At 68.1% G+C, this 18,681-nt stretch carries 21 protein-coding genes; 9 read left to right on the top strand and 12 right to left on the bottom strand.

The features are described 5' to 3' along the window. Window positions 1–6: 6 nt before the first annotated feature. Window positions 7–795 (bottom strand): exodeoxyribonuclease III, encoded by a 789-nt coding sequence (xth, locus tag JGR78_RS00445; RefSeq protein ID WP_182792194.1) that lies wholly within the window; start codon window positions 793–795, stop codon window positions 7–9. A gap of 103 nt (window positions 796–898) precedes the next feature. On the opposite strand from xth, the gene JGR78_RS00440 reads away from it, so the two are divergent. After that, window positions 899–1,402 carry a DUF421 domain-containing protein gene (locus tag JGR78_RS00440; RefSeq protein ID WP_182792195.1) on the top strand — a complete coding sequence of 168 codons (504 nt, stop codon included), beginning with the start codon at window positions 899–901 and terminating at the stop codon, window positions 1,400–1,402. 15 nt (window positions 1,403–1,417) lie between these two features. On the opposite strand, the gene JGR78_RS00435 is transcribed toward JGR78_RS00440, so the two are convergent. Together JGR78_RS00435 and JGR78_RS00430 are read right to left on the bottom strand one after the other, a co-directional pair. After that, window positions 1,418–2,689, bottom strand: a complete 1,272-nt coding sequence (locus JGR78_RS00435; protein WP_182792196.1) for a hemolysin family protein — start codon at window positions 2,687–2,689, stop codon at window positions 1,418–1,420. A 6-nt stretch (window positions 2,690–2,695) separates the two neighbouring features. Continuing rightward, window positions 2,696–3,019, bottom strand: a complete 324-nt coding sequence (locus JGR78_RS00430) for an iron-sulfur cluster assembly accessory protein (protein ID WP_182804433.1) — start codon at window positions 3,017–3,019, stop codon at window positions 2,696–2,698. A gap of 81 nt (window positions 3,020–3,100) precedes the next feature. On the opposite strand from JGR78_RS00430, the gene JGR78_RS00425 reads away from it, so the two are divergent. Further along, the gene (locus tag JGR78_RS00425; protein WP_182792291.1) at window positions 3,101–4,261 is read left to right on the top strand and encodes a deoxyguanosinetriphosphate triphosphohydrolase; all 1,161 of its coding nucleotides are present in this window, start codon (window positions 3,101–3,103) and stop codon (window positions 4,259–4,261) included. 3 nt (window positions 4,262–4,264) lie between these two features. Here the strand turns inward: JGR78_RS00425 and JGR78_RS00420 are convergent, their stop codons facing one another. Beyond that, window positions 4,265–5,149: a DMT family transporter gene (locus JGR78_RS00420; protein ID WP_182804435.1), complete on the bottom strand. Its 885-nt coding sequence runs from the start codon at window positions 5,147–5,149 to the stop codon at window positions 4,265–4,267. A 107-nt stretch (window positions 5,150–5,256) separates the two neighbouring features. On the opposite strand from JGR78_RS00420, the gene JGR78_RS00415 reads away from it, so the two are divergent. Beyond that, window positions 5,257–5,676: an OsmC family peroxiredoxin gene (locus tag JGR78_RS00415; RefSeq protein WP_305798480.1), complete on the top strand. Its 420-nt coding sequence runs from the start codon at window positions 5,257–5,259 to the stop codon at window positions 5,674–5,676. Window positions 5,677–5,679: 3 nt separating this feature from the next. On the opposite strand, the gene JGR78_RS00410 is transcribed toward JGR78_RS00415, so the two are convergent. From JGR78_RS00410 to JGR78_RS00400, 3 genes are all read right to left on the bottom strand, one after another. Then, window positions 5,680–6,396: a hypothetical protein gene (locus JGR78_RS00410; protein WP_182792200.1), complete on the bottom strand. Its 717-nt coding sequence runs from the start codon at window positions 6,394–6,396 to the stop codon at window positions 5,680–5,682. Next, window positions 6,396–7,994 carry a peptide chain release factor 3 gene (locus JGR78_RS00405; protein ID WP_182792201.1) on the bottom strand — a complete coding sequence of 533 codons (1,599 nt, stop codon included), beginning with the start codon at window positions 7,992–7,994 and terminating at the stop codon, window positions 6,396–6,398. The genes JGR78_RS00410 and JGR78_RS00405 overlap by 1 nt, the downstream gene beginning before the upstream one ends. A gap of 182 nt (window positions 7,995–8,176) precedes the next feature. Next, a complete protein-coding gene (locus JGR78_RS00400) occupies window positions 8,177–9,049 on the bottom strand; it encodes a branched-chain amino acid aminotransferase (RefSeq protein ID WP_182792292.1) in 873 nt (290 codons plus the stop codon). A gap of 161 nt (window positions 9,050–9,210) precedes the next feature. Here JGR78_RS00400 and JGR78_RS00395 point away from each other — a divergent pair, with 161 nt between their 5' ends. Both JGR78_RS00395 and JGR78_RS00390 read left to right on the top strand, forming a co-directional pair. Further along, on the top strand, window positions 9,211–9,756 hold the full coding sequence (locus JGR78_RS00395) for a MarR family winged helix-turn-helix transcriptional regulator (RefSeq protein WP_182792202.1): 546 nt from the start codon (window positions 9,211–9,213) through the stop codon (window positions 9,754–9,756). Further along, window positions 9,753–10,457, top strand: coding sequence for a response regulator (locus JGR78_RS00390; RefSeq protein ID WP_182792203.1), 705 nt, complete (start codon window positions 9,753–9,755; stop codon window positions 10,455–10,457). The genes JGR78_RS00395 and JGR78_RS00390 overlap by 4 nt, the downstream gene beginning before the upstream one ends. Before the next feature lie 196 nt (window positions 10,458–10,653). Here JGR78_RS00390 and rfbA read toward each other — a convergent pair whose 3' ends face one another. From rfbA to rfbC, 4 genes are read right to left on the bottom strand one after another with little or no spacing between them, the layout of a single operon-like run. Beyond that, the gene (gene rfbA / locus JGR78_RS00385; protein WP_182792204.1) at window positions 10,654–11,538 is read right to left on the bottom strand and encodes a glucose-1-phosphate thymidylyltransferase RfbA; all 885 of its coding nucleotides are present in this window, start codon (window positions 11,536–11,538) and stop codon (window positions 10,654–10,656) included. Then, window positions 11,535–12,386: a dTDP-4-dehydrorhamnose reductase gene (rfbD, locus tag JGR78_RS00380; protein ID WP_182792205.1), complete on the bottom strand. Its 852-nt coding sequence runs from the start codon at window positions 12,384–12,386 to the stop codon at window positions 11,535–11,537. Before rfbD ends, rfbA begins: the two co-directional genes overlap by 4 nt. Window positions 12,387–12,444: 58 nt before the next feature. Then, complete coding sequence (rfbB, locus tag JGR78_RS00375; protein WP_182804437.1) at window positions 12,445–13,482, bottom strand: dTDP-glucose 4,6-dehydratase; 1,038 nt, start codon at window positions 13,480–13,482, stop codon at window positions 12,445–12,447. Further along, window positions 13,479–14,033 (bottom strand): dTDP-4-dehydrorhamnose 3,5-epimerase, encoded by a 555-nt coding sequence (rfbC, locus tag JGR78_RS00370; RefSeq protein WP_182804439.1) that lies wholly within the window; start codon window positions 14,031–14,033, stop codon window positions 13,479–13,481. Before rfbC ends, rfbB begins: the two co-directional genes overlap by 4 nt. A 108-nt stretch (window positions 14,034–14,141) precedes the next feature. Between rfbC and rsmD the strand changes: the two genes are divergently transcribed. Then, on the top strand, window positions 14,142–14,699 hold the full coding sequence (rsmD, locus tag JGR78_RS00365; RefSeq protein WP_182792208.1) for a 16S rRNA (guanine(966)-N(2))-methyltransferase RsmD: 558 nt from the start codon (window positions 14,142–14,144) through the stop codon (window positions 14,697–14,699). Window positions 14,700–14,786: 87 nt separating this feature from the next. On the opposite strand, the gene mog is transcribed toward rsmD, so the two are convergent. Next, on the bottom strand, window positions 14,787–15,329 hold the full coding sequence (gene mog / locus JGR78_RS00360; protein ID WP_182792209.1) for a molybdopterin adenylyltransferase: 543 nt from the start codon (window positions 15,327–15,329) through the stop codon (window positions 14,787–14,789). Between the two features lie 152 nt (window positions 15,330–15,481). On the opposite strand from mog, the gene JGR78_RS00355 reads away from it, so the two are divergent. Genes JGR78_RS00355 through JGR78_RS00345 form a run of 3 tightly spaced genes read left to right on the top strand, consistent with a single transcriptional unit; the run spans window position 15,482 to window position 18,522 of the window. Then, window positions 15,482–16,135, top strand: coding sequence for a protein-L-isoaspartate O-methyltransferase (locus tag JGR78_RS00355; protein WP_182804499.1), 654 nt, complete (start codon window positions 15,482–15,484; stop codon window positions 16,133–16,135). Further along, the gene (locus JGR78_RS00350; protein WP_234450794.1) at window positions 16,132–17,523 is read left to right on the top strand and encodes a TolC family outer membrane protein; all 1,392 of its coding nucleotides are present in this window, start codon (window positions 16,132–16,134) and stop codon (window positions 17,521–17,523) included. Before JGR78_RS00355 ends, JGR78_RS00350 begins: the two co-directional genes overlap by 4 nt. Before the next feature lie 45 nt (window positions 17,524–17,568). Then, a complete protein-coding gene (locus JGR78_RS00345) occupies window positions 17,569–18,522 on the top strand; it encodes a hypothetical protein (protein WP_200559377.1) in 954 nt (317 codons plus the stop codon). Window positions 18,523–18,681 lie beyond the last annotated feature (159 nt).

Genomic DNA, 18,681 nt, shown 5'->3' with positions numbered 1-18,681 from the left:
GCGGCTTCAGGCGGAAAGCTCGACCCAGACGGGAACGTGGTCGCTGGGCTTGTCGCCCGCGCGCTGGTCGCGATCGATGCCTGCCCCCCGCATTAGGTCGGCCGCCTGCGGCGACAGCAGCAGGTGGTCGATGCGGATGCCGTTGTCGCGTTCCCAAGACTGGCGCTGGTAATCCCAGAAGGTAAAGGGGCCGCGGGTGGCATGGGGGTCCGTGATGCGGATCGCGTCGGTCCAGCCCTGGTTGACGATCCGGCGGTAGGCCGCGCGGGTTTCGGGCAGGAACAGCGCGTCGTCCACCCAAGCCTCGGGCCTGGCGGCGTCGCGGGGTTCCGGGATGACGTTGTAGTCGCCCAGCATCACCACCGGGGTTTCACCCGCCAGCAGCTCGGCCGCGCGCAGGCGCAGCCGTTCCATCCATGCCAGCTTGTAGTCGTATTTCGGCCCCGGCACGGGGTTGCCATTCGGCAGATACAGCCCCGCCACGGTGACGGCGTGATGATCGCCCATCACCACGGCCTCGATCCAGCGGGCCTGTTCGTCCGTCTCGTCGCCGGGCAGGCCGCGCCGGACCTCTTCGACGGGCAGGCGCGACAGGACGGCAACGCCATTCCAGCTTTTCTGGCCGTGGGTCCAGACGCGCCAGCCCAGGTCCTCGATGATCTCGGCCGGGAAGCCCTCGTCCACCGACTTGATTTCCTGCAGCACCACGACATCGGGCTGCGCCTCGGGCAGCCAGGCCACAAGCTGGTGCAACCGCGCCTTGATCCCGTTGACGTTGAAACTGGCGATCTTCATGGGCGCGACCCTAGGGCGGGACCGCAGCCGGGGCAAGGCGAGGCGCAGGAACCGGCCGCGCCGGCGAGGATTGAACATGCTGAACTAGCAGAGGATCAAGGCCATGTTCCAGCTTGAAACCCCCATCCTTGAACTGATCGCGCGGGGTGCTTTCCTGTTCATCCTGTTCATGACCCTGTTCCGGCTGCTGCCCCGCCGCACGGGGGGCGAGCTTGCGCCCATGGATCTCGTGTTCCTGCTGCTGGTCACCGAGGCCGCGGCCCATTCGCTGGGGGACTACACCTCGCTGGCGGACGGCTCGGTGATGATCTTCACGCTGATCGCGCTGAACTACCTGACGAACCGGCTGTCCTTTCACTTCCCCTGGTTCGAGCGGGTCGCGGAACATTCGCCCCTGCAGATCATCAGGGACGGCAAGACGATCCCGCGCAACCTGCGCAAGGAACTGATCACGCCCGAAGAACTGATGGGCCACCTGCGCCTGAACGGCGTGGGCGACATCTCGCAGGTCATCAGCGCCCATGTCGAGGGCGACGGACGGCTCAGCGTGGTGACGAAAGGCGGCGAGGGCGGAGGAGAGGCCGAGGACAGTGAAAGCCGCGCCTGACAGGCGGCCTCGCGGCTACTCGACCGCGACCGGGGGCGTGACGATCAGCTTGTCGATCCGCATGGCGTCCATGTCCGCGACCTCGAAGGTCCAGCCCTCGTGCTGGAACACCTCGCCGGTGCGGGGGATGCGGTTGATGAGCGCCAGCACCATGCCCGCCACGGTGTTGAAATCGCCGTCGGGCGCGGGAAAGCCCGTCTCGCCCGCGAATTCGTCGGCGCTTTCGCCGCCCGACACCAGCCAGGACCCGTCCGCGCGGCGCACCATGTCGGGCTCGTCGCCCTCGGCGGCGGCGAAGTCGCCGGTGATCGCCTCCAGCAGGTCCATGGCGGTGATGATGCCCTGGAAATGCCCGTATTCGTCATAAACCAGCACCATGCGCGAAGGGGTGACGCGCATCACCTCGATCACCGACAGGGCGTCGGCGGCGTCCAGAACCGTCGGCGCCTCGCGCATCAGCGCCCGCAGGTCGGGGCTTTCGACCCCGAGCAGGTCGCGCAGCGCCACGACGCCCAGAATCTCGTCGTCCGAGCCTTCGGTTATCGGCAGGCGCGAGAAGCGGGCGGCGCGGGCCTTTTCCATCACAACCTCGGGCGGGTCGTTCACATCGATCATTTCGACATCCCGGCGGGGCGTCATCATGGCGGCGGCGGATCGATCGGCGACGCGCATGACGCCTGCGATCATGCCGCGTTCGCCTTCCATCAGGACGCCCGCCTGCGTCGCTTCGGCGATGGTCATGCGGACTTCCTCGTCGGTGATCGCCCGGTCCGAACTGCCGCCAATGCCGATCAGCCGCAGCACGAGCCGCGCCGCCGCATCCAGAAACCAGACCAGCGGCGTCCCGATCTTTGCCACCATCCGCATGGCCGGGGCAACGCGGGCGGCGATGCGTTCGGGGTTCGCCATGGCGATCTGCTTGGGCACAAGCTCGCCGATGATCACCGACAGCGCGGTGATGGCGGCGACGACCAAAAACACGCCCAGCGATTGCGCAACGCCGTAGGGCACGCCCGCCGACACCAGCGCCGCGCCTGCGCGGGCGCCCAGCGTGGCCCCGGACACGGCGCCCAGCAGGACGCCGACAAGAGTGATCCCGATCTGCACGGCCGACAGGAACTTGCCCGGCTGTTCCAGCAGGTCCAGCGCCGCCTGCGCGCCGCTGTCGCCCTTTTCGGCCATGCTGGTCAGCCGGGCGGGACGCGAGGACACCACCGCCAGTTCGGACATCGACAACAGGCCGTTCACGATGGTGAGGGCGACGATCAGCAGGATTTCAAAGAACATGGGGCGTCAGATCGAAAAGGACGTGCCGCAGCCGCAGGAGGAACTGGCGTTCGGGTTATCGATCGTGAAGTGTGCGCCGATCAGCTCGTCCGACCAGTCGATCCGGGCGCCGGCAAGGAAGGGCAGCGAGACCGGATCGACGACCACGCGCTGGCCCTCGGCTTCAAGGACAAGATCGTCCGAGGCCGGTTCATCCATGCGGATGTCGTACTGAAAGCCAGAGCAGCCGCCGCCCAGGACGGCGACCCGCAGCGCCGGCCCCGGTCCGCCTGCGTTGATCTCTGCCAGCCGCGCGAAGGCGCGGGGCGTGACCATCGGTGGCAGGTTCATGGGGCGTTCCCGTTTCGTTGAGGTTTTACAGACTATAGGGTCGCGGGTGCCTTGCTGCAAGGAAGCCCGATGGTCGCCGTCCTGCCTGCACCCTATGCCTGCCAGCCGGAAGAAAGCCGCGGCCGTCTTTACCCCGAGGAACTGTCCACCTTCCGCAGCCCGTGGCAGCGCGACCGCGACCGCATCATCCATTCCTCGGCCTTCCGGCGGCTCAAGCACAAGACCCAGGTTTTCGTGGAACATGACGGCGACGAATACCGCGGCGATTATTACCGCACCCGCCTGACCCACACGATCGAGGTGGCGCAGGTCGCCCGCACCATCGCCGCCGCGCTGGGCCTGAACACCGACCTCGCCGAGGCGGTGGCGCTGGCCCATGACCTGGGGCACCCTCCCTTCGGCCATACCGGAGAGGATGCGCTGGCCGCCCTGATGGCCCCCTATGGCGGCTTCGACCACAACGCGCAGGCGCTGCGGATCGTGACGCGGCTCGAACGCCATTACGCGGGCTTCGACGGGCTGAACCTGACATGGGAGACGCTGGAGGGCATCGCCAAGCACAACGGTCCCGTGGCCGCCCCCTACCCCTGGGCGCTGGCCGAGGTGAACGCGGCCTGGGACCTGCGCCTGTCCACCTTTGCCAGCGCCGAGGCGCAGGTTGCGGCCGTGGCCGATGACGTGGCCTACAACCACCACGACCTGCATGACGGGCTACGCTCGGGCCTATTCACCGAGGCCGACCTGATGGAACTGCCGCTGATCGGTCCCGCCTTCGCCGAGGTGGACCGCCGCCATCCCGGCCTTGAAACGATGCGCCGCCGGCACGAGGCCCTGCGCCGCGTCTTCGGCGTCATGGTTGAGGACGTGATCGCCGTGGCCCAGGGCCGGATCGAGGCCGCCCAGCCGCAAAGCGCCGAGGCGATCCGCGCCATGGACGGTCCGATCATCCGCTTTTCCAAGCCGCTGTATCAGAGCCTCAAGGCGATCAAGCAGTTCCTGTTCCAGCGGATGTATCGCGCGCCCTCGGTGATGGAGGAACGCGCCCGGGTCACCGTCATCCTGAACGCGATCTTCCCGATGATGCTGGACGACCCCCGCCTGATGCCCGGGGACTGGCAGGCCGAGGCGCTGGGCGCGGGCGACCGCACCGCCTGCGCCCGCGTGGTGCTGGACTACATCGCCGGGATGACCGACCGCTTCGCCATTGCGGAATGGCGGCGGCTCACGGGCGGACAGGGCTGAACCTCAGCGCAGGAAGATCAGCGCCATCCCCGTGACAGCGACCAGCGCCCCGGCCCAACTGGCGGCAGGCGGGCGCTCGCCGGTGACGATCCACAGCACCGGCAGGATCAGCACCGGCGACAGCGCCGACAGGGTGGACACGATCCCCACCTTGCCCCCTTGCAGCGCGAACAGCAGCAGCGTCATGCCCACCACCATCGCCAGCAGCCCCGAGGCCACGATCTGCGCCGCACCCCTGCCCGACAGCCGCCCCAGAGGCCGCGCCGCACCCAGCGGCAGCCGCGACAGCGTTCCCAAGCACAACGCACCCACCATCACCCGCACCAGCGAGGCCACCATCGGATCAAGCCCCGCCGCCATCGCCGGCCGCGCGATCAGCGACCCCGACGCCTGCCCCAGCGCCGCCAGCAGGCCCAGCGCCACGCCCTGCCAGATCGGGCCATGCACCCGTTCCAGATGATTTGTCGGCGCCCGCCCCAGCACGCAGATCGCGACGCCCGTGGCGCACAGCACCACCCCAGCCACACCCTGCGGCGCCAGCGTTTCCCCAAGAACCAGCCAGCCAAGCAGCGCCGCCATCGGCGCGTTCATTGCAAACAGCGCCCCCGTGCGGCGCGGCCCCAGCCTGCGCAGGGCGAAGAACAGCACCGTGTCGCCCATGAAGACGCCGACGAATCCCGACAGCGCCAGCACCGGCAGCAAGGCGGGATCGGTGCCCCGCCATGCGCCCGAGACAAGCACCAGCGCCGCCAGCACCAACGTGACAAAGCACTGCCGGTAGAGGTTGAAGGCGAATGGCCCGACCTCGGCCACCGGCCGCGCGGCCAGAAGCCCGGTCAGCGCCCAGCAGACCGCCGCGCCGAGTGCCGCAAGCTCGTGTATCGGCACCTGTCGCCCGTCCCCTGCCCGTTTGCGTCCCTGCTAGCGCCCGGATTGAACCTCGGCAACGTCCCCCGCGTTGGGGGGCGAACCAACTCAGGAGAGGCGACATGGCGATCACCAAAACCGGCTCGGCCCGCTGGCAAGGCGGCATCAAGGACGGCAAGGGCGAGGTCTCGACCGAATCCGGCGCGCTGTCGGGTCTGGCCTATGGCTTCAACACCCGCTTCGAGGGCCAGCCCGGCACCAACCCCGAGGAACTGATCGGCGCCGCCCACGCCGCCTGCTTCAGCATGGCGCTGTCGGGGCAACTGGAAAATGCGGGGGTGAAGGACGCGCGGATCGAAAGCTCGTCCGCCGTGACGATCGAGAAGCAGGGCGACGGCTTCGCCATCACCAAGGCGCACTTGACGGCCCATGTTTCGGGCCAAGGCGACGAGGCCGCGATCCGGCAGGCGGCCGAGGCGGCAAAGTCAGGCTGCCCGGTCAGCAAGGTGCTGAATGCGGAAGTGACGATGGACCTGACGGTGGGTTGAGGGTCAGGAGATGATTTCCAGTTTCGCCGGACCTTGGGCCGCGAAAGCATGAACAGCTTGGCTTAGCTGATCTTGTAGTGAGACTGGCGCGGAAAAAATGAACAGCACGTTGGGGCTGGTCCGCGCCCGGAGGACGGGAAGGCACTCGTCCTCCGGGAATGTCATGGCAAGCCGTGCTCTCACTGCCTGCGCCCGTTTTATCGGATCACACTGTCGAGCAAACTGGATCGTCACCGCGATCTTCCCGGCACTCCGATAAGCGGCAACCTCGCGGAAGAAAGCATATCTTTTTGACGTTGCAGCGGTCATGGACTGGACTTCCAATCCAACATCCGGGTCAAGAAACACCAGATTGGCCTCACGCAGCCGTTCGAGCGCCTGCGCGTTCCACTCAGGTCTGAGTTCAATCGACGGAACAGGATCGTCGAAAAGCATCGTTCCGGTAGGAAGTGCGCCACTGTCCGCTAGCGTTTCGAAGCTTCGGCATTCGGATGCCCCAAAAACCGCCAACCGGGCTTTGAGGTCGTCGTCCCACGACCAATCCTGCCCTGAGAGATGCTGGCGCTTCTCTCCATGCCCAGCCTCTGCGGCAATCGAGAGCGCATCCGGGCAAGTGAGATACCAATTGATCCCGATTCCCAAGCCCATTTGAGAACCAAGAAATCTGAGAAGCGAGTATTTGACGAAATCGTGACTATCGCCCAGATACCTCTCTTGCATTACACCATCATTTCCTTCGTCGCCGTCAGCTTCAATTCAGGATGATCCCGCACGACCCGGTCGATGTCCCACTGCAGCCGGGTCAGATACACCACATCGCCGTCGTTGTCCGTCGCCATGTGCTGCTTGTTCGTCTGCGCGAACTTCTCGACCGCCTCTTTCGGGCCGGACAGCCAGCGGGCCGAGGTGAACTGCGAGGCCTCGAACCGCACCGGCAGGCTGTATTCCTGCTCGATCCGGCTCGCCAGCACGTCGAACTGCAGCGCGCCGACCACGCCCACGATGAAGCCCGAGCCGATCATCGGCTTGAAGACCTTGGCAGCACCCTCCTCGGCGAACTGCATCAGCGCCTTTTCCAGATGCTTGGCCTTCATCGGATCTCCCGCGCGCACCGTCTGCAGCAGTTCCGGCGCGAAGGACGGGATGCCGGTGAAGCGCAGCGCCTCACCTTCCGTCAGCGCGTCGCCGATGCGAAGCTGGCCGTGGTTGGGGATGCCGATGATGTCGCCGGCCCAAGCCTCCTCGGCCAGTTCCCGATCGGCGGCGAGGAACAGGACCGGGTTCGACACCGCCATCGGCTTCTTCGACCGGACGTGCAGCAGCTTCATCCCGCGCTCGAAATGCCCCGAGGCGAGGCGCACGAAAGCCACCCGGTCCCGGTGCTTGGGGTCCATGTTGGCCTGCACCTTGAAGACGAAGCCGGTGACATCGCCTTCCTCGGGCGCGATCTCGCGCTCGGCGGCGTTCTGCGGCTGGGGCTGCGGCCCGAACTCGCCGATGCCCAGCATCAGTTCCTTGACACCGAAGCTGTTGATGGCGCTGCCGAACCAGATCGGGGTCATATGGCCTTCGAGGAAGGGCTTGCGGTCGAAGGTAGGCAGCAGTTCGCGCGCCATCTCGACCTCTTCCCGCAGCTTTTCCAGCAGGTCGGCGGGGATGTGCTCGGCCAGCCTCGGGTCGTCGAGACCAGTGAGGCGGATCGATTCCGCCACGCGGTTGCGGTCGGCGCGGTCCATCAGCTCCAGCCGGTCGTGCAGCAGGTCATAGGTGCCCAGAAAATCGCGGCCCGAGCCGATGGGCCAGTTTGCCGGGGCCACGTCGATGGCGAGGTTTTCCTGGATCTCGTCGATGATCTCGAAGGTGTCGCGGCTTTCCCGGTCCATCTTGTTGCAGAAGGTCAGGATCGGCAGGTCGCGCATCCGGCAGACCTCGAACAGCTTCCGGGTCTGGCTTTCGACGCCCTTGGCCCCGTCGATCACCATGATCGCGGCGTCCACTGCGGTCAGGGTGCGATAGGTGTCCTCGGAAAAGTCCGAGTGGCCGGGCGTGTCCACGAGGTTGAAGCGGTAAGGCCCGAAGTCGAAGGACATGGCGGATGCGCTGACGGAAATCCCCCGGTCCTGCTCCATCTTCATGAAGTCGGACCGCGTGCGCCGCGCCTCGCCCTTGGCGCGGACCTGGCCCGCCATCTGGATCGCGCCCCCGAACAGCAGGAACTTCTCGGTCAGCGTGGTCTTGCCGGCGTCCGGATGCGCGATGATCGCGAAGGTCCGGCGGCGGGCGATTTCGGGCGGCAGTTGGGGGCGATTGTCCAGCATGGGCGGCATGTAACCTTCAACGCCGCGCCCCGCAACGGACCGAACCGCCCGAAAGCCACATGACTCTTCGGACGGTTCTCAAATATCCCGGGCTTCCGAGCGCCCGGAGGACAGTCCAGTGGACTGTTTTCAGCAAGGAAGGCCATGGCAGTGGCGAGCGGGGCAGCGCCCCGGCCCAGCGGTCAGGCCCGCACCAGCGCCTCGTAGCTTTCGGCGATCTTCCGCGTCGTCGGCCCCACCTGGAAATGCCAGTTCTCGCCGATCTGGGCGACAGGCGTGACCTCTGCGGCCGAGCCGGTCAGAAAGCATTCCTGAAAGCTCTCCACTTCTTCGGGCAGGATGTGGCGCTCGTGCACGGCCATCCCCTGATCCTTGCACATCTGGATCACGGTCTGCCGCGTGATGCCGTTCAGAAAGGCGTCGGCCAGCGGCGTGTGGATCTCCCCATCACGCACGAAGAAGACGTTGGCCCCGGTCGCCTCGGCCACATAGCCGCGATAGTCCATGAACAGCGAATCCGAGCAGCCCTTCTTCTCGGCCGCGTGCTTGGACATGGTGCAGATCATGTAAAGCCCCGCCGCCTTGGCCGCCGCCGGGATCGTCTCGGGGCTCGGCCGCTTCCACTTCGAGATGTCGAGCTTCGCGCCCTGCCACTTGGCGTCGCCGTAATAGCTGCCCCATTCCCAGGTGCAGATGGCCAGCCGCACCGGGTTATGGCTGGCGGCCACCCCCATGTCGGGCCCGGCGCCGCGGAAGGCCAGCGCCCGGACATAGGCGTTGGTGAAGCCGTTGGCCTCAAGCACCGCGCGCTTGGCCTCGCAGATCTGCTCGGGCGTCCAGGGGATGTCCATGTCGATCAACTCGCCCGACTTCAGCAGGCGCTCGGAATGCTGTCGCGACTTGAAGATCTTGCCGTCATAGCAGCGCTCGCCCTCGAAGACGGCGCTGGCATAGTGCAGCGCATGGGTCAGGACATGGACCTTGGCGTCGCGCCAGTCGACCAGTTCTCCGTCCATCCAGATCTTGCCGTCGCGGTCTTCGTAGCTGCCTGCCATGATCCCCATGAGCCTCGTGATTTGCGAATGTTTCGCGCGACCCTGCCGCGAAGGGCAAAAAGTTGCGTCAGAGGCAAGGGGTAGAGATTGATTCTTGGAAAGTCAACAACACTGCCCTATCCTTGGCCCAACCCTCGGCAACAAGGATGCGGCAACCCGGAATGAGAAGCGACCCCCATCCCATTCCCGGCGGCGAAAGCCTGCTGTTCCTGACCGACGACCAGATCCGGCGTGGCATCGAGGCGATGTATTTCGCCTATCGCGCCTTCACCTCGGACCCCGACCTGATCCTTGAAGAAATCGGCTATGGCCGCGCCCACCATAGGGCGCTGCACTTCATTACCCGCGATCCGGGCCTGACCGTTACCTCGCTGCTGGCAGTGCTGGGCGTGACCAAGCAATCCCTGAACCGCGTGCTGCGGACGCTGATCGAGGACGGGCTGGTGGACAGCCGCATCGGCCGCCGCGACCGGCGCGAGCGCCAGCTTTACCTGACCGAGAAGGGCACGGCGCTGGAACGGCGGCTCTCCGAGGCGCAGCGCGCCCGCGTCCGCGCCGCCTATCGCGCCGCCGGGCCGCAGGCGGTCGCCGGTTTCCGGCAGGTGCTGGAGGCGATGATGGACGGCGAGATGCTGGGCCAGTTCCGCGCCTTGCGCGAAGCGCCGGAACAGCGCCTCGTTCCCCGCCGCACGGGGGCCACGGGATGAGCAATCCCGACGCTCACCTTCTGATCGTCGATGACGACGAACGCATCCGCACGCTGCTGCGCCGCTTCCTCGTGCGCAACGGCTATTACGTCACGACTGCCAAGGACGCCGCACAGGCCCGCCGCCTGCTGGCAGGGCTGGAGTTCGACCTGATCGTGCTGGACGTGATGATGCCGGGCGAGGACGGGATCACGCTCACCCGATCGCTGCGCCGCCACAGCCAGACCCCGGTCCTGCTGCTGACCGCCAAGGGCGACACCGACGACCGGATCGCGGGACTGGAATCCGGGGCGGACGACTACCTGCCCAAGCCCTTCGAGCCGCGCGAGCTTCTGCTGCGGATCGCCGCCATCCTGCGCCGGATGCCTGCGGTCGAGAACCGGGGTCCCAAGTTCCTGACGCTCGGCCCCATGCGCTTCGACACCGCCAAGGGCGAGTTGTGGAGCGGCGACACGCCCATCCACCTGACCGGCAGCGAGCAGACCCTGATGCGGCGTCTGGCCGAAACGCCGGGCGAGGCCGTGGACCGCCCCACGCTGATCGAGGAACTGGGCCGCGAGCCGGACGACGCGGGCGAGAACTCGGACCGCGCCATCGACGTGCAGATCACCCGCCTGCGCCGCAAGATCGAGCCTGACCCGCGCGAGCCGCGCTACCTGCAGACCGTGCGCGGCGCGGGCTACATGCTGGTGCCGGATTGAACCCGGATGCCTGCGTCGCCGTCGCAGCGGGGGGGGATTCCTTCCCCCGGGCTGTGCCCCCGGCTTGCTGAAAACAGTCCATCGGACCCATCAGGCGGAAAAACAGCCATGATGGCTGTTTTCTGATCCGCTGTTGTCCGGGCGCTGGCCAGCCCCGGATGATGTTCAGGCAAAGACGAAAGCCAAGCACAGGCCGTCACGCCAGCGGCACCTGGTCCAGCAGCCTTGCCAGATACATTCCGTAATCGGTCTTCCCGAACTTCTGCGCCTGGGTGCGCAGTTGCACGTCGCTGATCCAGCCCTGCTGGTAGGCGGCCTCGTCGGGGCTGCCCGACTGCATCCCCTGGCGCTCTTCCAGTGTGCGGACAAAGTTGCCGGCGTCCAGCAGGCTGCTGTGGGTGCCGGTGTCGAGCCAGGCGAAACCGCGGCCCATGCGCTCGACGGTCAGCCGGCCCTCGTGCAGGTAGGTTTCCAGCAGGGTGGCAATCTCCAGTTCGCCACGTTCCGAGGGCGTCACGTCGCGGGCACGACGCGAGGCATCGGCGTCGAGGAAGTAAAGCCCGGTGACCGCATAGTTCGAGGGCGGCACCGCGGGCTTCTCGATGATCTGCACGGCCCGGCCCCTGTCGTCGAAAGCCACGACGCCGTAGCGTTCGGGATCGGCCACGTGATAGCCGAAGACCGTCGCCTCCTGCCGTGCGTCGGCCTGCGCCAGCATTTCGGTCAGCCCGTGGCCGTGGAAGATGTTGTCGCCCAGCACCATCGCCGAGGGCGCCCCGGCAAGGAACTCCTCGGCCAGGACATAGGCTTGCGCCAGCCCCTCGGGCCGGGGCTGCACGATCCAGGTCAGTTCGATCCCCCACTGTCGGCCGTCGCCCAGCAGCCGCTGGAACTGCGCTTGGTCGTCGGGGGTGGTGATGATCGCAATCTCGCGGATGCCGGTCAGCATCAGCACCGACAGGGGATAATAGATCATCGGCTTGTCATAGACCGGCAGAAGCTGCTTCGAGACGCCCAGCGTGATCGGGTAAAGGCGGGTGCCCGAACCCCCGGCCAGGATGATGCCCTTGCGGCGGCTCATGCGGAAAGCTCCTGAATGACGCGATCGAGCCCTGCCCGCCAGTCCGGGCGCGCGATGCCGAAGGCGCGGGTGATGGCGCCGCAGTCAAGGCGCGAGTTCAACGGCCGCCGCGCCGGGGTGGGATAGGCGCTGGTCGGGATGTCCACGACCTGCGGCGCGAGACCCGAGCGGGCGAAGATCTCGCGGGCGAAATCAGCCCAGCTCACGTCGGGCGCGCCCGCGAAGTGATAGAGGCCGCCCTTGGCCGGATCGGCCACCATCGCCCGTGCCATCGTCAGAAGGGCACCCGCGATGTCACCCGCGGGCGTCGGCCCGCCGACCTGGTCGGAGACGATGGTCAGCCGCTCGCGCTCGGCCCCCAGCCGCCGCATGGTCCTGACGAAATTCGTGCCATGCGCCGAGAAGACCCAGCTTGTCCGCAGCACCGCCCATTGCCCGCCGGCGGCAGCGATGGCGCGCTCGCCATCGAGCTTGGTCTGTCCATAGGCCCCAAGCGGGCCGGTTGGCGCCTCCTCGCGGCGCAGCGCCTCTCCCGAGCCGTCAAAGACATAATCCGTCGAGACATGAAGAAACGGGATGCCCGCCTCGGCACAGGCGGCGGCCATGGCACCCGGCGCCCGGGCATTGACCAGCCGGGCAAGCTCCGGCTCCGTCTCGGCCCGGTCCACCGCGGTATAGGCCGCAGCGTTGATGACACAGGCGGGGCGGACCTCTCGGATCAGCGCGGCGCAGGCGGCCGGATCGGCCAGGTCGGCCTCGTCGCGGCCGACGAAGCGCGCCTCGGGCGCAAGCCGCGCGAGTTCCCGCGCCACCTGCCCCGTGCGGCCGAAGATCATCAGACCGTCCATCGTGGATTCTCCCTCAGGGGCTTCATCCTGGCCCAAATACCCATGCGCTCGCGCAACCTCAGCCCGCCCCCAGCCGCCTGCCCACGCCCTGTCGGGCCAGCAGCGGGCGCCACCAGTCCTCGTTCTCGAGATACCAGGCGACGGTGCGCTTCAGCCCTTCCTCGACCGTGACCGAGGGGCGCCAGTCCAGTTCGGTGCGGATGCGAGTCGGGTCGATCGCATAGCGCCGGTCATGGCCCGGGCGGTCAGTCACGAAGCGGATCAGGCGGTCATGCGGGCCGCCTTCGGGCCGCATATCGTCCAGATGCGCGCAGATGGTGCGCACGAGGTCGATGTTGCGGGCCTCGTTCTCGCCGCCGATGTTGTAGCTGCGGCCGACCGCGCCCTGTTCGAGGCACAGCAGCAGCGCATCGGCGTGGTCCTCGACATACAGCCAGTCGCGCACATTGCCGCCATCGCCATAGACCGGGATCTCGCGCCCGTGCAGGGCATTGAGGATCACCACCGGCACCAGCTTCTCGGGGAAGTGGAAGGGGCCGTAGTTGTTGGAACAGTTCGTCAGCACCACCGGCAACCCGTAGGTCTCGTGCCAGGCGCGCACCAGATGGTCGGATGCCGCCTTGGACGCCGAATAGGGCGAGCGCGGGTCGTAGGGCGTAGCTTCCGTGAACTGCCCTGTCTCGCCGAGCGATCCGAAGACCTCGTCGGTTGAGATGTGATGAAAGCGGAAGCCCTCGGGCCTGCCCTCGCGCGTCCACCAAGCCCGCGCCGCTTCCAGCAGGTTACAGGTGCCGGTCACATTGGTCTCGATGAAGGCGCCGGGGCCGTCGATCGAGCGGTCCACGTGGCTTTCCGCGGCGAGATGCATCACCGCATCCGGCCGGTGCGTCGCGAAGACGCGATCCAGCGCCGTGCGGTCGCGGATGTCGGCCTGCTCGAAGGCGTAGCGCGGGCTTCCCGCCACCGAGGCCACGCTCTCAAGGTTCGCCGCATAGGTCAGCGCGTCGAGGTTCACGACCTCATGCCCGCGCCCGACCGCCAGCCGCACCACCGCCGAGCCGATGAAGCCCGCACCGCCCGTCACGAGGATCTTCATGCCGCCCCCTCGAAGGGTGATTGCCAGTCGACGAAGGGCACCGCGGCCCGGTCCTTCTCGGACAGGATCGGCCGGGCCACGCCCCAGTCGATGCCGAGGCTGTCCCAGCGCACCGCCCCATCCGCCGCACGGTCGTAATGGCCCGTGCACTTGTAGACGACCTCGGTGTCGTCCTCGCGCGTGACGAAGCCATGCAGGAAGCCCGGCGGCACCCAGAGCTGGCGGCCGTTCTGAAAGGTCAGTTCAACCCCGACCCATTGCCCATAGGTTTCGCTGCCGCGCCGCCCGTCCACCGCCACGTCGTAAAGGGCGCCCCGCCCGCAGCGCACCAGCTTGCCCTGCGCAGAGGGGGGCGCCTGGTAATGCAGCCCGCGCAGCGTGCCCGCCTTGGCCGAGAGCGAGTGGTTATCCTGCACGAACGGGGGCAGATGCACCCCCGCCTCCTCCAGCGTCCGTCGGTTCCAGCTTTCCGAAAAGAAGCCCCGGTGGTCGCCGAACCGCGCAGGCGTCAGCACCAGAACCCCCGACAGGGCCGTCTCCTCGATCCGCATCCCAACCTCTCGATCCCAGTCGAACGGCGCTTGCCATTTTTCCCGCAAAAGGGAAAGCCGCGTGCAACCAGGACGGTCATGCGGACCGCCGGATAGGGAGAGCTGTCCATGCGAATCGTCGGCGGCCGCCTGCGCGGGCTGAAACTGGCCGAAGTCGGCGCGGGCGATCCCGCCGCGCATCTGCGCCCCACCAGCGATCGGGTGCGCGAGGCGATCTTCAACCTCGTCCTCAACAGCCACGGCTTCCCGATCGAGGGCGCGCAGGTGCTGGACCTCTTCGCCGGAACCGGGGCGCTGGGCCTCGAGGCGCTGTCGCGCGGCGCGGCCCGGGTTGCCTTCGTGGACGAGGGCGCGAGCGCCCGCGCCCTCTTGCGGGCGAATGTGGAAAAAGCCCGGGCCATGGGCGCGACCGATATCTGGCGGCGCGATGCCACCAATCTCGGGCCGAACCGGGGCGCGGGCTATGACCTCGTCTTCCTCGACCCTCCCTATGGCCAGCGGCTGGGCGAGGCCGCGCTTTCCTCGGCGCTGGCGGGCAACTGGCTGGCCCCCGAGGCGCTGGTGGTGTGGGAGGAGGACACCGCCCCCCTGCCCCCCGAGGGCCTGACCCGGATCGACCAGCGCCGCTACGGCGACACGCTCGTCACCCTGTTGCGTGCGGCCTGACCCGCTTCGCTCACCTAGGGTCTTTCTCCATCGCACGAATATCCCGGTGGTGCGGGGGCTGTCCCACGGTCCGGCGCCCCGGTCCGCTCAGACCTTCGGCCGGAACGCCACGATCCGCGCCGGGTCTGTCTCGATCCGGGCGGCGCCGATCAGGTCCAGGCAGTAGGGCACGGCCGCGAAGACCGCGTCCAGGCAGGTGGCGATGGCGGCGGGCTTGCCGGGCAGAAGGATCATCAGGCAGGCGTCACGGATGCCTGCCGTCTGCCGCGACAGGATGGCGGTCGGCACCCCTTCGGCCAGGCTCGCGCGGCGCATCTCCTCGCCGAAGCCTGCCAGTTCCTTTTCGATCACCTCGGCCAGCGCCTCGGGCGTCTCGTCGCGGGGGGCGGGGCCGGTGCCGCCGGAAATCAGGATCAGGTCGGCGCCCTCGCCTTCCGACAGCCGCCGCAGGGTCGCCGCCACCCCCTCGCGTCCGTCAGGAATGACATGGCGGGCGATGTCGGCGGGCGAGGTCACGACCTCGCGCAGCCAGGCCTCGACGGCCGGGCCGCTGCGGTCCTCGTATTCGCCGCGGCTGGCACGGTCGGACACGGTCACGATGGCAATGCGGGCGGTCTGGCGCTGGGTCACGTCGGGGCTCCGGCAGGGTGGAGTGCGCGCATCCTGCCCCCTTCGCGCGCCGATTGAAACGGCGTTTCCGCGGCAGGGTGGCGATGGGGCGGCGTTGCCCCGGCCCCGCAATCGTGCCAGAGAATGGGGAAAAGCACAGCCGGATGGCCGCGATGACAGATTTCCAGGAACGCCGCACGACAATGGTGGACACCCAGGTGCGCACGAATGACGTGACCAAATACAACGTGATCGCGGCGATGCTCGAGGTCCCGAGAGAGCAGTTCGTCCCCGACAGCCGCCGCGACGTCGCCTATATCGGCGAGAACGTGGACCTGGTCCGCGGCCGCGTGCTGCTGGAACCCCGGACGATCGCCAAGATGATCGACGCGCTGGACATCCAGCCGACCCAGCTCGTGCTGGATGTGGGGGCGGGCTTCGGCTACTCGGCCGCGGTGGTGGGGCGGCTGGCGCAGGCCGTCGTGGCGCTCGAGGAAGACGCCGAGATGGCGGCCGAGGCGACGCGGCGGCTGGCCGCGGCGGGTGCCGACAACGTCGCGGTGGTTGCCGGGCCGCTGGCCGCGGGCCACCCGGCCGAGGCGCCCTATGACGCCATTTTCGTCGAAGGCGGCATCGAGGAGATGCCCGCCGATCTTGCCGCGCAACTTGCAGAAGGAGGTCGCATCATGGCGCTGTTCCGCGAAGGCGCGCTCGGGGTGGTGCGCCTCGGCATCAAGCTGGATGGCGTGATCACCTGGCGCTACGCCTTCAACGCCAGCGCTCCCGTCCTGCCGGGCTTCGCCCGCCGGGCGGAGTTCTCGCTGTGAGGGGGCGGCGTCTTCTGGCCGCGGCACTGGCGCTGGGCACCGCCTTGTCGTCGCTGCCGGCTTGGGCCGAATCGCTGGCCGATACCATGGTGGGGGCTTATCGCCACTCGGCCCTGCTGGAACAGAACCGCGCCCTGCTGCGGGCGGCGGACGAGGACGTGGCGCAAAGCATGGCCGCGCTGCGCCCGGTCGTGCAATGGGCCGCCTCGCATAATTTCCAGCAGGTGGACGGGATCGAGGCCGTCGCGACCACGCTGGAACTGGTGGGGCAGATGACGCTGTATGACTGGGGCCGCGGGCAACTGGCGATCGACATCGCCAAGGAACAGGTCCTCGCCACCCGCGAATCGCTGATCTCGGTGGAACAGGACATATTGCTGACCGCCGTGCAGGCCTATCTGGACATCCGCAGCGCCGAACAGCAGGTGGCGCTGCAGAACAACTCGGTCGGGCTGCTGACGCGCGAACGGCAGGCGGCGCAGGACCGCTTCGACGTGGGCGAGATCACCACCACCGACGTGGCCCTTGCCGAGGCGCAGCTTGCCGCAACCCGCGCGAGCCTTGCCTCCGCTCAGGGCCAGCTTCAGATCGCAGGCGAGAACTACCGCAACGCCGTGGGACGCGAGCCGGGCGATCTCGATCCGCCGCCGCCCCTGCCTGCGCGCCCCGCCTCGGTCGAGATCGCGCGGGATACCGCGCGCCGCACCCATCCGGCGATCCGGCAGGCGCAGCGCGCCGTCGCCGCCGCCGAACTGGGCGTCGCCGCGGCCGCGGCCGAACGCCGCCCGCAGCTCACGGGCTCGGTGGGGCTTGGCACGACGCGGGCACCGGGTCGGACGCTGCTCGGCACGGGCGACCAGGATAACACGACGACGCTCAGCGCCGGGGTGCAGGCCAGCCAGACCATCTACTCGGGCGGGCGGCTTCCCGCCGCGCATCGCCGGGCCATGGCGCAGCGTGATTCGGCCCGCTCGGCGCTGCTGGACACCGTGCGGCAGGTCGAGCTGGTGCTGGGTACCGCCTGGGCCAACATCGACGTCGCCCGCGCCCAGATCGGTTCCATCGAGGAACAGATCTCGGCCGCCGAACAGGCCTATGAAGGCGTGCGCGAGGAAGCCACCCTTGGCGCGCGCACCACGCTGGACGTGCTGGACGCCGAACAGGACCTGCTGGAAGCGCGGGCCGACCGGATCACGGCGGAAGCCAACCTGCAGTTAGCACATTATCAACTTCTGGCCGCTATGGGTCTGCTGACGGTAGAGCACCTTCAGCTTGGGATCCCCACCTATGACCCATCGGCCTATTACAACGCGGTGCGCGACGCCCCCTACACCAGCACGCAGGGCCAGAACCTCGACCGCGTGCTGCGCGCGATCGGCAAGCAGTAAGGCGGCGCGGGCGACCGACGCCACCCTTGCCGGGGGCGTCGTGGCATGAGCGTTCCTCGCCCCAGGATCGAACGTCCCGATGACATGGGCGACGTTCTGGCCGAGATCCGCCGGCTGGTCGCACGCGGCGGCCCCGCCTCCCAGCTTGACCAAGGGCCGATGGTGGTGACCGCCCGCGTCACCGCCGGCACCGGGGACGAGCGGCAGCGGAACCCGGCGCAGTCCCTTGCCCTGTCGGTGGAACTGCCGATGTCGGGATCGGCGCAACCGGCCTCGGCCAGCAGGACATTCCCGGCGGACTCGACCAGCGTCATTGTCAAGGATGGCAGGCAAGCGCCCGCCCCCGGTCCGGTTGCCGGCGACAAGGTTGCGCCCTTCCGACTTGACCCGGATGCGATGGTTCCTGCGGCCGGGCAGGGAGGCCCGCTGCGCCTGACCCCCAGACCGGCCGCAAAGGACGATGCCGGTGCTGACGCGGATGCGGATCATCCCCCCATGTCCGCGATTCCGGCACCGCCGGCCAGCCCCGTCCACAGCATCTTTCTGCCTCCCGCCGACACGCAACCGGCGCGGCCCGCCGTGGGACCCTTGATGCCGCCAGCCGCCGAAAGGCCGTGGCCTGCCGGCTCGGACATCGCGCCGGAACCGCAGCCGCCGCTACCCGCCCCGGATGGCACGGCGCCGACAACATCCGGTCCGCGCACAGGCGAGCCGGCCGACACCCTTCTTTCAAACGGAAAGCCTGACATGCAAGCCCATGCGAACAGCCCCGCCGCCCCGATGCACGCCGACCCTGTTTCCGGCCGCTTCCCCCAGGGCGTGGGCGAGGGCCTGCCCGGCGACGAGGAAAACCCCCTTCGCGCCCTGCTGCGCGAGGTCGTGCGCGAGGAGTTCGCGGGCGAGTTGACGCGCAGTCTCGACGACAACCTCCGCCGCATGGTCCGGGCCGAGATCGCAGCCGCCCTGACCGAGGCGCTGGTGCGCCCCCCGCGCGGCTGATCGTGCCGCGGCATCGCGCCTTGTCAGCATTTGCAAGGCGCTGACAACAAGACGCGGCGGGATCGACAACGGATTCCGCTGCCACCCAGCCGCCCAATTGCACAAAGCCATATCGGGCCGGCACCGGGCTACTGCATCCCATCGGCGTCTCCAACGGCG

It is taken from the genome of Paracoccus sp. MC1862, assembly GCF_016617715.1.
Classification (GTDB): Bacteria; Pseudomonadota; Alphaproteobacteria; order Rhodobacterales; family Rhodobacteraceae; genus Paracoccus.
The sequence above is the reverse complement of the archived record's forward strand: the minus strand, read 5'-3'. Positions and strand labels throughout refer to the sequence as shown.

Bases quoted from the DNA above. Each gene is read 5' to 3' on its own strand.
- xth (WP_182792194.1), bottom strand. From the start codon at position 795: ATGAAGATCGCCAGTTTCAACGTCAACGGGATCAAGGCGCGGTTGCAC.
- JGR78_RS00440 (WP_182792195.1), top strand. From the start codon at position 899: ATGTTCCAGCTTGAAACCCCCATCCTTGAACTGATCGCGCGGGGTGCT.
- JGR78_RS00435 (WP_182792196.1), bottom strand. From the start codon at position 2,689: ATGTTCTTTGAAATCCTGCTGATCGTCGCCCTCACCATCGTGAACGGC.
- JGR78_RS00430 (WP_182804433.1), bottom strand. From the start codon at position 3,019: ATGAACCTGCCACCGATGGTCACGCCCCGCGCCTTCGCGCGGCTGGCA.
- JGR78_RS00410 (WP_182792200.1), bottom strand. From the start codon at position 6,396: ATGCAAGAGAGGTATCTGGGCGATAGTCACGATTTCGTCAAATACTCG.
- JGR78_RS00405 (WP_182792201.1), bottom strand. From the start codon at position 7,994: ATGCTGGACAATCGCCCCCAACTGCCGCCCGAAATCGCCCGCCGCCGG.
- JGR78_RS00400 (WP_182792292.1), bottom strand. From the start codon at position 9,049: ATGGCAGGCAGCTACGAAGACCGCGACGGCAAGATCTGGATGGACGGA.
- JGR78_RS00395 (WP_182792202.1), top strand. From the start codon at position 9,211: ATGAGAAGCGACCCCCATCCCATTCCCGGCGGCGAAAGCCTGCTGTTC.
- JGR78_RS00390 (WP_182792203.1), top strand. From the start codon at position 9,753: ATGAGCAATCCCGACGCTCACCTTCTGATCGTCGATGACGACGAACGC.
- rfbA (WP_182792204.1), bottom strand. From the start codon at position 11,538: ATGAGCCGCCGCAAGGGCATCATCCTGGCCGGGGGTTCGGGCACCCGC.
- rfbD (WP_182792205.1), bottom strand. From the start codon at position 12,386: ATGGACGGTCTGATGATCTTCGGCCGCACGGGGCAGGTGGCGCGGGAA.
- rfbB (WP_182804437.1), bottom strand. From the start codon at position 13,482: ATGAAGATCCTCGTGACGGGCGGTGCGGGCTTCATCGGCTCGGCGGTG.
- rfbC (WP_182804439.1), bottom strand. From the start codon at position 14,033: ATGCGGATCGAGGAGACGGCCCTGTCGGGGGTTCTGGTGCTGACGCCT.
- rsmD (WP_182792208.1), top strand. From the start codon at position 14,142: ATGCGAATCGTCGGCGGCCGCCTGCGCGGGCTGAAACTGGCCGAAGTC.
- JGR78_RS00355 (WP_182804499.1), top strand. From the start codon at position 15,482: ATGACAGATTTCCAGGAACGCCGCACGACAATGGTGGACACCCAGGTG.
- JGR78_RS00345 (WP_200559377.1), top strand. From the start codon at position 17,569: ATGAGCGTTCCTCGCCCCAGGATCGAACGTCCCGATGACATGGGCGAC.